At 37.1% G+C, this 12,800-nt stretch carries 11 protein-coding genes; 5 read left to right on the top strand and 6 right to left on the bottom strand.

Annotated elements, in window-relative coordinates:
* Window positions 1–22 precede the first annotated feature (22 nt).
* Together AC0OM3_RS25985 and AC0OM3_RS25980 are read left to right on the top strand one after the other, a co-directional pair.
* Window positions 23–1,063, top strand: coding sequence for a FecCD family ABC transporter permease (locus AC0OM3_RS25985; protein WP_002163833.1), 1,041 nt, complete (start codon window positions 23–25; stop codon window positions 1,061–1,063).
* The gene (locus AC0OM3_RS25980; protein WP_000983739.1) at window positions 1,060–2,067 is read left to right on the top strand and encodes a FecCD family ABC transporter permease; all 1,008 of its coding nucleotides are present in this window, start codon (window positions 1,060–1,062) and stop codon (window positions 2,065–2,067) included. The genes AC0OM3_RS25985 and AC0OM3_RS25980 overlap by 4 nt, the downstream gene beginning before the upstream one ends.
* 44 nt (window positions 2,068–2,111) lie before the next feature.
* Here the strand turns inward: AC0OM3_RS25980 and AC0OM3_RS25975 are convergent, their stop codons facing one another.
* The 3 genes from AC0OM3_RS25975 to mtnK are packed head-to-tail and all read right to left on the bottom strand — an operon-like array spanning window position 2,112 to window position 5,091.
* Entirely contained in the window at window positions 2,112–2,753 is a 642-nt protein-coding gene (locus AC0OM3_RS25975) for an L-fuculose-phosphate aldolase (protein ID WP_000926555.1), read from the bottom strand.
* A 55-nt stretch (window positions 2,754–2,808) separates the two neighbouring features.
* On the bottom strand, window positions 2,809–3,849 hold the full coding sequence (gene mtnA / locus AC0OM3_RS25970; RefSeq protein ID WP_000392499.1) for an S-methyl-5-thioribose-1-phosphate isomerase: 1,041 nt from the start codon (window positions 3,847–3,849) through the stop codon (window positions 2,809–2,811).
* A 12-nt stretch (window positions 3,850–3,861) separates the two neighbouring features.
* A complete protein-coding gene (gene mtnK / locus AC0OM3_RS25965) occupies window positions 3,862–5,091 on the bottom strand; it encodes an S-methyl-5-thioribose kinase (RefSeq protein WP_474213232.1) in 1,230 nt (409 codons plus the stop codon).
* Between the two features lie 591 nt (window positions 5,092–5,682).
* Here mtnK and ahpC point away from each other — a divergent pair.
* Together ahpC and ahpF are read left to right on the top strand one after the other, a co-directional pair.
* A complete protein-coding gene (gene ahpC, locus AC0OM3_RS25960; RefSeq protein WP_000924420.1) occupies window positions 5,683–6,246 on the top strand; it encodes an alkyl hydroperoxide reductase subunit C in 564 nt (187 codons plus the stop codon).
* A gap of 14 nt (window positions 6,247–6,260) precedes the next feature.
* Window positions 6,261–7,787, top strand: coding sequence for an alkyl hydroperoxide reductase subunit F (gene ahpF, locus AC0OM3_RS25955; RefSeq protein ID WP_474213231.1), 1,527 nt, complete (start codon window positions 6,261–6,263; stop codon window positions 7,785–7,787).
* 32 nt (window positions 7,788–7,819) lie between these two features.
* Here ahpF and AC0OM3_RS25950 read toward each other — a convergent pair whose 3' ends face one another.
* A complete protein-coding gene (locus tag AC0OM3_RS25950) occupies window positions 7,820–8,425 on the bottom strand; it encodes an SAM-dependent methyltransferase (RefSeq protein WP_001005618.1) in 606 nt (201 codons plus the stop codon).
* 193 nt (window positions 8,426–8,618) lie between these two features.
* Entirely contained in the window at window positions 8,619–9,734 is a 1,116-nt protein-coding gene (locus AC0OM3_RS25945) for a M20 peptidase aminoacylase family protein (protein WP_000853517.1), read from the bottom strand.
* A gap of 293 nt (window positions 9,735–10,027) precedes the next feature.
* Here AC0OM3_RS25945 and nhaC point away from each other — a divergent pair, with 293 nt between their 5' ends.
* Window positions 10,028–11,449, top strand: a complete 1,422-nt coding sequence (gene nhaC / locus AC0OM3_RS25940; RefSeq protein ID WP_089149201.1) for a Na+/H+ antiporter NhaC — start codon at window positions 10,028–10,030, stop codon at window positions 11,447–11,449.
* Here nhaC and AC0OM3_RS25935 read toward each other — a convergent pair.
* Entirely contained in the window at window positions 11,438–12,709 is a 1,272-nt protein-coding gene (locus AC0OM3_RS25935; RefSeq protein ID WP_000972806.1) for a hypothetical protein, read from the bottom strand. The two genes, nhaC and AC0OM3_RS25935, sit on opposite strands and share 12 nt — an antisense overlap.
* Window positions 12,710–12,800: the final 91 nt, after the last annotated feature.

Genomic DNA, 12,800 nt, shown 5'->3' with positions numbered 1-12,800 from the left:
AGAATTCCTCTTCCTTTATTCTATGAACAGAAAAGATGTGAAACGAATGACAAAAGATCATGAAAATCCACGTTCTATAGCTTTTACATACAAACTAATTTTAAGCTTAATTGCATTCTTTCTTATTTTTATCGTTGCAATGGTATTAGGTGCTGCAGATACTTCGATAAAAGATGTATGGTTAGCACTCACTTCCTCGGCTAAAGGAGACAAAATATCTATTATTCGAGAAATACGTTTACCACGTGAAGTTGCTGCTATTTTTGTAGGAGCTGGATTAGCCGTTTCTGGAGCAATTATGCAAGGATTAACACGAAATCCACTTGCAGATCCTGGATTATTAGGGCTATCTGGTGGAGCGAATGCTGCGCTTGCACTGACACTTGCTTTCAACCCTTCCATCAGCTATCTTTACTTAACATTAGCTTGCTTTATCGGTGCTGCAATTGGCGCAATTATGGTATTTGGAATTGGTATGGTAAAAAAAGGCGGCCTTTCTCCTCTTCGAATTGTATTAGCGGGCGCTGCAGTTTCCGCATTTCTACTTGCAATTTCAGAAGGAATCGGCATTTACTTTAAAATTTCACAAGATGTATCACTTTGGACTGCTGGGGGCGTAATTGGAACAACTTGGAGCCAATTAAAAATTATTATTCCAGTCATTTCAATTAGTATCTTTATCGCTATCTTACTAGCAAAAAAATTGACAGTTCTTAGTTTCAGTGAGGAAGTGGCTATTGGACTAGGTCAAAAAATTATTGTTATTAAAACTATTTTATTTATCATTATTATCTTACTTGCAGGTGCATCTGTAGCACTTGTTGGAAATATGGCATTTATCGGCTTAATGGTACCTCACATGGTACGCCCAATTGTCGGTCCAGATTACCGATTTGTTATACCAATGTCAGCAATTGCTGGAGCTTCCTTTATGCTACTTGCAGATACAATCGGACGTACTATTAACGCTCCATACGAAACACCAGTTGCGGCAATTGTTGCGATTGTAGGGTTACCATTCTTCCTATTCATTGTACGTAAAGGGGGAAAAACATTCTCATGATGCAATCTATTTTAAGAAAACAGCGTCTTATTATACTCGCTTTACTTATAATAATCATCACAACCATTGTAGTTGGAATGGGGCTTGGTTCAGCATCTTTATCTTATGATCGACTACTCCCAACCTTAATGGGGAAAGGGACTTTTAAAGAGGAGTTCGTTTTATACTCTTTAAGACTACCTAGAATCGTCATTACATTATTAGCTGGTATGGCTCTCGCTTTATCAGGGGCTATATTCCAAGGAATTACTCGAAATGATTTAGCTGAACCTGGTATTCTCGGAATCAACTCTGGGGCCGGTGTTGCTGTTGCTATTTTCTTTTTATACTTTCCAATAGATGTAGGTTCATTTCTTTACTTACTACCTGTAGTTGGATTTATCGGAGCATTTCTGACAGCTGTTCTAATTTACGTATTTTCATATAGTAAATCAACTGGACTTCAGCCAATCCGATTAACATTAACCGGTATCGGTTTTGCATTTGCACTATCTGGAACGATGATTGTCCTTATCTCATCCGCAGATCGTATGAAAGTAGACTTTATTTCAAAATGGATTGCCGGAAATATTTGGGGAGATGACTGGATCTTTGTTTTAGCAATGCTCCCATGGTTAATCGTATTCATTCCATTTATTTTCTATAAAGCAAATCGATTAAACATTTTAGCATTAAACGAACCAGTCGCAATAGGCGTTGGAATTGAAATTGAAAAAGAACGCAGGTACTTATTAGTTGCAGCCGTTGCACTTGCAGCTGCAGCTGTTTCCGTAACAGGAGGAATTAGCTTTATCGGATTAATGGCTCCTCATATCGCGAAATCTTTAGTAGGTCCAAGACATCAAATCTTCATGCCTATCGCCCTTTTAATCGGCGGATGGCTATTATTATTAGCAGATACAATTGGACGAAATATCGTTGATCCTAATGGCATTCCAGCAGGTATTGTCGTTGCTTTAATTGGGGCTCCTTACTTTATGTATTTGTTGCTTAAGAAGGCGTAAAAAACACCCTCAAGATCTTTTCTTGAGGGTGTTTTCGTTTCATTCTACTGCTGCCCATACCCTTCAAACTTCTTTGCCAAATTCTCCATCTCATCTTCTGGCAATAGCTTCGGTTCTCCAACGCTTTTGGTTTGATAATAAATTTGAGCACAAAACTCAATCTCTTCTGCAACAGTAAACGCCATTTTTATATTATTTGCACCAGCAATTAAACCGTGATTTGCAAGTAGCACAGCACGACGATCAATCATGCCTTCAAAAGCAGCATCCGCTAATTGCTTCGTACCAAATGTTTCATACGGCGCACAGCGGACATTCGGACCTGCAAAAGCAATTAAATATGACACAGCAGGAAGCTCCCATCCTAATGACGCAATCGTCTTTGCGTAAGGAGAATGTGTATGCACAAGTGCATTTATATCTTCACGCTTCCTATAGTAAATAAGGTGCATATCTAATTCACTTGATGGTTTTCTCTCTCCTTCTACTACTTCACCATCTAGGTTTAATATAACTACATCTTCAGGCTTTGTTTCATAATACTCTAAACCACTTGGGCTAATCGCAACAAGACCTTGTTCACGATTGAAAATACTAATATTACCGCCTGTCCCCTTTGTTAAACCGCTAGAAATCATTTTCTTTCCGTATGCTACAATTTCTTCTCTTTCTTTTTGTAATAACATATACATCCCCCTAAGTATGAAGCTTATGATGACTGACTTTGTATCTATCTACTTACTAAAATAGCTTTTTTAAGTTTTCCGTAAATGGTGCCTTGACAATCCCTTTTTCTGTAATAATCGCTGTTACATTTTCATGTGGCGTAACATCAAATGCTGGATTATATACTTTACTTTCTTTCGGAGCAGAATATTGTCCGAAGCGATTAATCACTTCAGAACCATCTCTTTCCTCGATTGGGATTTCTTTTCCTGTCGGTGTTTTTAAATCAATTGTTGGTGTTGGTGCTGCTACATAAAACGGAATGTTGTAGTATTTCGCTAAAATAGATAAGCCTAATGTGCCAATTTTATTTGCTACATCACCATTTGCTGCCACACGGTCGCATCCAACAATTACCACATCAATCTTCCCTTGTGACATGACCATAGCTGCCATATTATCCGTAATAACAGTAACATCAATGCCCGCTCGCTGCAGTTCTAATGCTGTTAACGTTGAACCTTGTAACCTAGGACGAGTTTCATCTGAATAGATTTTTAAGTCCCATCCTTTTTCTTTCGCTAAGTACATTGGAGCTGTCGCAGTACCATACTTAGTCGTCGCTAACGCACCAGCATTACAATGTGTTAATACTCCCATTCCATCATGGAATAACGTTAATGCATGTTCCCCGATTTGACGGTTAATTTCCTCATCTTCTCTATGAATTTCTTTTGCCTCTTCTAGTAATCTATCTTTCAACTGAGCAATTGATAAATGTAAGTTCTCCGCCGCTATTGCCTCCATTCTTTCAAGTGCCCAAAATAGATTTACTGCTGTCGGCCTTGATGTTGCCAAATATGCACACACCTTTTTGACTTCTGCTATAAAGTCTTCTATCGTACTTTGAGTAACTTCCTTAGCACCTAAATACACACCATACGCTGCCGAAACACCAATCGCTGGCGCTCCTCTTACTTTCATTACTTGAATGGCATCCCACACGCTTTCAGCTGTCTTGAAAGATTCATAGACAACCTCATTCGGTAATAATGTTTGATCTAACAAAACTAAAGAATCATCTTTCCACTGAATGGGTATTAATTGCTCTTCCATCATCTTCTCCCCTTACTTCGCGTAGTGCATTGACTGTTCTTTTAATGTTTCTACAAAACTTGTGCCCGTTCTATATTGATTCGCTCGTAAAATAAAACTCTTTGCTACTTGAAGACAAATTCGCTCCGCTCTAGCACGTGCTTCCTCATTCTCAATACAAGTAATATCTTTTACTTTCGCTAATCCAACAATACGGCGGATTAATTCCAGACCTGTCACTGCAGCTGTATCCTCTAATACAGATTGTAAATAGACTTCGTTAAAGCCTTCTTCTTTCGCCATAATCTCGGTCACATGAATATCCCAAGCATCTAAAAACTTCTTCTTAAATAAATCAATTACCTCTACCATCGTAGTTTGTAACCAATCCATATACGTATCTTTCTCAGCTCCAGATGGCATCGTTGCATCTGCATTCACCCAAGCAAACATTAAATTCGCCATTACATTCCCAACGTCATATCCCATAGGTCCATAAAAAGCAAACTCAGGATCAATAACCTTTGTAGAATCCTCTCTTACAAAAACAGAACCAGTATGTAAATCACCATGAATAAGCGCCTGTGCATTTGTCATAAAAGAAAATTTACGTTTCGCTACTTCCATACGAAGCTCTTTATCACTATAAATATGCTCCCTAATCCATCCTTCATTTAACGGAAACAGCTCATTACGCTTATTATGATTTGTAAATGGCTCAGCGTATACGAGGTCTTCTGTAATCTCACATAATTCAGGATTTATATAATTCTTCACAAGTTCCTTCTTCTCTTTATGATTCATTACAACATCCGATGTTAATAAAAGTGTATTTACCATAAAAGTAGTTAAGTCGTCAGCAAGCCGCGGAAATATTTGATGATTTATAAGTGCTGTACGTAATATTGTATGATCCGATAAATCTTCCATTACGCAACAATTCATCACACTATCAAATAAATACACCTTAGGAACAAGTCCAGGTGCTAACTCATCCTCTAACTGCAAAACATCTGATTCTATACGAATACGATTTGTCGACAACTTAAACTCATCTGAAATGCGCGCTGTATCCCCAGCTTGCTTTACGATGACAGACATGTTCTCTTTTTCATCCCAAACGCGGAACACATAATTTAAATTGCCATCACCTATTTCTTTACACTGTAACCCCTTTACATGTTCAAACTTAGATAATTTCTCTTTCACATATGCAATCACATCGTTAGCTTCCATTAAAAAATACTTCGTGAACTTAGACATGGTTTCCCCTCCACACTAACTGTAAGCGTTTTCTAAAAGCTATAAAAAATAATAGGTTGAATTTTTTCATCCTATAAATATGTATTCTTCTTTTTGAAAGTTATATCTAGATTTTATTATATCTTGTTAGCACTTTGAGTCAATGTTTCTAACTATCATCGTAATATACTTCCTAATTATATATTTGAGATGACAAAAATTGTTCAAAAAATTTCCGATTCATTTTATTTTATTTATCACAAAATTCTTTGTAAAATAGAAGTAAGCAGTTCCTTTTCAAAACCACAACCTCTAAGAAATATTTCCTTCCTAAGAAATTAAACTTACACACTATCTCTAACATACACACTACTCTTTCAAACAATCATTGAAAATTTATAAACTTAAAGTTACCTTTCCACTCCCTGTTAGTCTTAATTGAGAATAAATATTAATTAAATTGGTATAAAGTTGGTTTATTCTCTTGACAAAATAACCACTTCTATATGATAATTAATATCGAATTAGAATTATTATAGTTAATTAAAAAATATATTTTATGAGCACACTATTTTTTGATGCTCAAAACCAACATTTAGGAGGAATTTTAACATGTTATTAATCGGCACAGAAGTAAAACCGTTTAAAGCTAATGCTTACCATAATGGAGAATTTATCCAAGTTACTGACGAAAGTTTAAAAGGAAAATGGAGTGTAGTTTGTTTCTACCCAGCTGACTTCACATTCGTTTGCCCAACTGAACTTGAAGACTTACAAAACCAATACGCAACTCTAAAAGACTTAGGCGTTGAAGTATACTCTGTATCTACAGACACTCACTTCACTCACAAAGCATGGCATGATAGCTCAGAAACTATCGGCAAAATCGAGTACATCATGATTGGTGACCCAACTCGCACAATCACTACAAACTTCAACGTTTTAATGGAAGAAGAAGGTCTTGCTGCTCGTGGTACATTCATCATCGATCCAGACGGCGTTATCCAATCTATGGAAATCAATGCTGACGGTATCGGCCGTGACGCAAGCATTCTTGTTAACAAAATTAAAGCTGCTCAATACGTACGTAACAACCCAGGTGAAGTTTGCCCAGCTAAATGGCAAGAGGGTTCTGCAACACTTAAACCAAGCCTTGACCTTGTAGGCAAAATCTAAGGAGTTCGATCAAAATGATACTAGATGCAGATATAAAAACACAACTATCCCAATACCTTCAGTTAATGGAGAACGATATTTTACTTAAAGTAAGCGCAGGAGATGATAACGTATCTAAAGATATGTTAGCTCTAGTAGACGAATTAGCTACTATGTCATCTAAGATTACAGTAGAAAAAGTTGAATTAGAGAGAACACCAAGCTTTAGCGTAAACCGCCCTGATGAAGACACTGGTGTCGTATTCGCTGGTATTCCATTAGGACACGAATTTACATCACTAGTGTTAGCTTTACTACAAGTAAGTGGACGCGCTCCAAAGATTGAACAAAAATTAATCGATCAAATTAAAAACATTCAAGGCGAATATCATTTTGAATCTTATATCAGCCTAAGTTGTCATAACTGTCCTGATGTTGTACAAGCTCTTAACGTAATGAGCGTTCTTAACTCTAGTATTACACATACTATGATTGATGGCGCTACATTCAAAGAGGAAGTAGAAAGTAAAGACATCATGGCAGTACCAACTGTTTACCTAAACGGCGAATCTTTCGGAAGCGGTCGTATGACACTTGAAGAAATTTTAGCGAAAATGGGTAACGGTCCAGATGCATCAGAGCTTTCTGATAAAGATCCATACGATGTTCTTGTTGTTGGTGGCGGCCCTGCTGGTGCAAGTGCAGCAATTTACGCAGCACGTAAAGGCATCCGCACTGGTATCGTTGCTGAGCGCTTCGGTGGTCAAGTAATGGATACTATGGGCATTGAGAACTTCATCAGCGTAAAAAAGACTGAAGGTCCTAAGCTAGTAGCAAGCCTTGAAGAGCACGTAAAAGAATACGACATCGATGTAATGAATCTACAACGTGCGAAACGTTTAGAGAAAAAAGAACTTATTGAAGTGGAACTTGAAAACGGTGCTATTCTGAAAAGTAAGAGCGTAATCGTTTCTACAGGTGCTCGCTGGCGTAATGTTGGCGTACCAGGTGAAGCTGAGTTCAAAAATAAAGGTGTAGCATACTGCCCACACTGTGACGGTCCATTATTCACTGGCAAAGACGTAGCAGTTATCGGCGGTGGTAACTCTGGTATTGAAGCAGCTATCGACTTAGCAGGTATCGTTAAGCACGTAACTGTTCTTGAATTCATGCCAGAATTAAAAGCTGATGCTGTATTACAAGAGCGTCTTAACAGCTTACCAAACGTAACTGTTCTGAAAAACGTTCAAACGAAAGAAATCACTGGTACTGATAAAGTAAACGGTATTTCTTACATCGATCGTGAAACTGAAGAAGTTCATCACGTTGAATTACAAGGTGTATTCGTACAAATCGGTCTTGTGCCAAACACAGACTGGTTAGGCGAAACAGTTGAACGCGTTCGCGGTGAAATCGTAACAGACAAGCACGGTGCTACAAACGTACCAGGAGTGTTTGCTGCAGGTGACTGTACAAATAATCCGTACAAACAAATTATCATCTCTATGGGTTCAGGTGCAAACGCAGCTTTAGGTGCATTTGATTACTTAATCCGTAACTAATAAAAAACAGGTGCCTTGGCCCCTGTTTTTTATTACCCTAATGTATAAACTAAAAACCTCTCATTCCCATTCTTCTCATAAGCACCTGGCAATCTAACTTCTTTCTTCAGCACAAACGCAGTCTGATTTTCTAAGAAGAAAATATAGTCCTCAGAAGGATAATATAAAATAATATCCACTTCTCTCCCCGTGTTTTCTACTGAAAGCAAAATGTTATTTACTACATTCATAAACACTTGTACAGAAAATGGATTAAAGAAATAAAATCTATTATCATGTGGATCAATCTCATATTCCTGCGCTAAACAACATTGGAATTGAATTTTCCCCTTACTGTTTCGTGCCTTTCGTGCATAACGATCTCGATTATCCATCGCTTCTTTATAAAACTCTTCATTCATTTCAATTCCAACTGCTGAAGCACCACATTTATGATGAATATAAAAGTTTAATCGCCCTTTTCCGCACCCAAAGTCTACAATTCGATCGCTACTTCGTATTTCATATTGATTCAATAACTCATCTAACCCGCTATACGGCGTCGGTTCATAACGGTGATAGTGCATAGACTTGTTAAACCCTTTTTGCTCACCGACTGTTTTTATATGTAAAACTGCATCGTAATATTGTTCATTCATTTGTTTTCTCCTATTAAAAAATGGTACTTATTATTATACACCATGTACTGGAGGCTCATTTTTCATCAAATTAATAGGTACGTGAAATTATATTAACGATTTTCTTAATATATCTATCGTAACTTCAAATATATCAACGATTTTTCAAATATATCGATTTACCGACAATTCACGACAAAAAAACAGGAGCTCTTTAGCCCCTGTCTTCTAACACTTTCAATACAGTTTGTTTCAATATTTCTACCCCATCCATAATACAACTATGATCAAATCTCATATACGGATGGTGTAATCCAGGTTGTAGGTCTGCTCCTAGTCCAAGCATGACAGCTTTTAAATGTGGTCTTTTCACTGTATAGTAATGGAAATCATCGCTTCCTGTCGTATAGAGGGGCCCTGTGCATCTCTCTTCCCCATACACCTCGAGAATACCTTTACGCATAAAACGCTCTGCTTCTTCGGAAACCTCTGCTCCTGGTGCAAGATCCATCCATTCGTATGAAGTTTTTGATCCCATCGATGCAGCTGATTCTATTACATGCTCAATCTTTTTCTTTAATTCTTCTAATAGTATATTACTCTCTGCTCTTACATCTAAACTAAAATGACCATTTCCCGGAATAATATTTAAATTATCACCACCAGCTTGGCATCTCGTCATTTTTACTGAATAAGAACTTTGCGGTGGCAGCCAAATATTTTTCAAACCGATATTAATCATGGAAATGACATCAATTGCATTCACACCTTGGTGTGGTCTTGCCCCGTGTGCATCCTCCCCATGAATCATACCCTCTAAAAATCCTGCTGCTCCATGGCGAATAGATGAGGCTGCTTGTTTCAAAGATAGTTCTTCAATTGGTCTTAGATGGACGCCAAATAAGAAATCAGCATCATCTACAGCACCTTTCTCCACCATCTTTAAAGCACCATTCCCCTTCTCTTCTGCCGGCTGAAAAATAAATCTAACCGTACCACTTTTCCATCTCATATTTTTCAATTGTAAAATAAGTCCCATTACAATGGTCATATGAGCATCATGGCCACATGAATGGTTCGCTTTAAATTCTCCATTTACTTCTTGCCAAAGTGCATCCATATCAGCACGAATCGCAATAACTGGATTCCCGCCTCCAATCTCAGCAATTACACCTGGACAATCATCAAATGTTCTATATGAAATTCCTTCTTCTTTTAAAAAGTCAGTAATATACGCTGTCGTTTCATATTCTTTCCAACTTACTTCAGGGTTTTCGTGTAAATGCTGAAAAATCTCCGTTAAGCGCTCTTGTAGCTCTAATGTTTTCAACGTTCCAGTCTCCTTCCCACATTACAAACGATTCGGGTTAATTATACTTATGAAAAACAGATGTTTTTATGAACATATTGAATTTTAAGAAAAAAGTCAATTATTTATTTTTAAACACTTAAAAATCTTACTCTGCACTTATATTACAAACTAAACAAACAACTAGAACATTCCTTATTTTCTGTTTTTTATGTTGACGCTTACATAAACTTTTAGTTATCATAACCTAATAAACGTCTATTTTACGACAATTCTAAAAATACAAACAAACATACGTAACAAGGAGGAACTTTATGAAAAAAGAAATACCTTTTGGAATAGCGATTATCCCTATTATCATTACCGTTGCAGTTATGATGGTTACAATTGTTGTATTAAAACAAAGCCCTCACGTTCCACTTATTATCGGTACAACCGTTGCCTCTATTGTCGCTTGGCGTTACGGTTACAAATGGAATGATCTTGAAGAAGCAATGTATAAAGGGATTCGTCTTGCATTACCCGCTATCGTCATTATTATTCTTGTCGGCTTAACAATTGGTGCTTGGATTGGCGGTGGAATCGTCGCAACGATGATTTATTACGGTTTAAAACTTTTAACTCCATCACTATTTTTAGTTTCCATTACCGTCATTTGTTCTATCGTTGCATTAGCAATTGGTAGCTCTTGGTCTACAATGGGCACAATTGGTGTTGCTGGAATGGGAATTGGCCTAAGTATGGGAATTCCAGCTCCAATGGTTGCTGGTGCCATTATTTCAGGCTCTTATTTTGGCGATAAAATGTCACCGCTTTCAGACACAACTAACTTAGCCGCAGGATTAACAAATACAGATTTATTCGCACACATTCGTCACATGTTATTTACTACAGTTCCAGGTTTAATTATTACTCTTATCGTCTATGCTCTCTTAGGAAGAAGCTTCGGCGCTAACAATATTGATGCGAAGAGCATCGATCAAACGTTACAAGTATTGCAACAAAACTTTGTTATCTCGCCTTTCCTACTCATTATACCCGTAGTCGTTATGATATTGGTCGCTAAAAAAGTCCCTGCTATACCAGCGATTCTCGTCGGTATTATTTTAGGATTCTTATCACAAGTCTTTATTCAAGGTGGTTCTGTCTCAGCATCTGTCGGTGCACTCCAAGCTGGATTTGTTATAGACACTGGAAACAAACTAGTAGACGAACTATTTAACCGCGGTGGCTTAGATTCGATGATGAATACAGTCTCTATGACAATTGTCGCTATGACTTTCGGAGGAGTATTAGAACATACAGGTATTCTTCGCTCAATTGTAAATCAAATTTTAAAGTTAGCGAAATCAGCAAAAGGGCTTATCGCTTCTACTATCGCATCTTGTTTTGCAACAAACCTTACTTGCTCTGAACAATATATTTCAATTGTTGTCCCTTCAAGAATGTACGCAAATGCATACACGGAAAAAGGACTACATTCAAAAAACTTATCCAGAGCATTAGAAGATGGTGGAACATTAACTTCTGTCTTCGTTCCTTGGAATACGTGCGGTGTATTTATTCTCGCAACACTTGGCGTAGGTGCATTTGAATATGCTCCTTATGCTATTTTGAATTTCATCGTACCTATTATCTCAATCATTTATGGTATAACAGGCTTCACAATTGTAAAACTATCAGACATTGAAAAAGCAGAACTACTAAAGAAACAAAAAGCTCAACTAGAAGCTTAAAAATAGCGGTAAATTCAGTTCATATAGTGCGCGAGGTCGCCCTTGTTGATAGGGCATTTCCTCGCCGCAAATATGAGCATACCCGTAATCAACTAATTTCTTTAACAACCTTTCTGTCGATCTTCGAGTCACTTGTAAATACTCAGAAAGGTCAGCTGCTGTAAACTTCAATGACGGGTGCGATTGACTAAATTGAATGATCTTTGACAAGTTGGCCGGACTAAGCTTTGTTTCCTTCGCTATTTTCATTAGTTCCGGATTATCATTTTTCAAACTTTGTACTCTCTGTTCTTTCGGGAACGGACCAAATAAATCTTTATCACTTGTTAGTATATAAAAACAACGATCTATTGGATTGTTCTTTGCAAAACTTTGAGCAATTTTTGCATTTTGCTCCGCTTCTTTCACGGTTTTCCCATAACCAAATCCAATAGCTATCGTTCCTTCTACGCTCGCAAACAAGTTATCTATTGCATTTGTTTTAATAATTGATTCGATATCACCACGAGTTGTATACAAAATGCATGTCATTTCATCCACTTGTTTAAATGAACCACGTAGTTCTTTTGAAATGACATCTAGTTTTTCAAGCAAACTCGCTCGTAATTCTAAGGAAGAAATAATACAAGCACCAACAGTAGCTGAATAGCTTTTTGCTAACTCAGCTTTTATTTTTGCATCTTTTAGCCCATGTATAATGGATTGTGTTGGATCAATCATGCGCTCTGAAGGAACACCTATTTTTTGAAGCTCGTCGTAAACAGCGTGAATACTAGTTAAAGCTAAATGAGCTTCTCCAGATTGATATTTAGCTACATGAAAATCGATAACTCTATTTATCTCATCTTTACTCCACAGCATATTTTCATAATCCAACACTTGCGGACTTTCTTTTATACCGATATCATGGAACACATTTGTAATAAACGAGCGGTCTACTAAATCGATGGAAATGTTATGTGGTTGAATACTTTGATGATACATGATAGAAAGAATGGAAGATGCGACAGTTGTCTCGTCTTGCTGTAAGTATGTACTTGGAATTCGTAATTGTTCTCTTATTTCTTTTGCCATATAATAAGGTAAAGCACCTGAGAAAAAGATGACATCACAAGGCTTTAGACACTTTAATAGTTCAGAAGATTCCGCCGGATGAAGGTAAATATATGGATCAATTTCTATTCCCTCTAATTTTTGAGCAATAGGAAAAAGGTTCTCCATAAACTCCTTTGAACCGACAACTGCAATTTTTATCATCATTTTCTCTAACTCCTTATCATTAATTAACGACTATTTAACGTCAACTATATCAAATGTATAAAACTATTGTAAACAGGAAGGGGTTTCTATT

Source organism: Bacillus sp. FAU20, from assembly GCF_056033865.1.
This window is presented reverse-complemented; position numbering and strand designations above follow the sequence as displayed.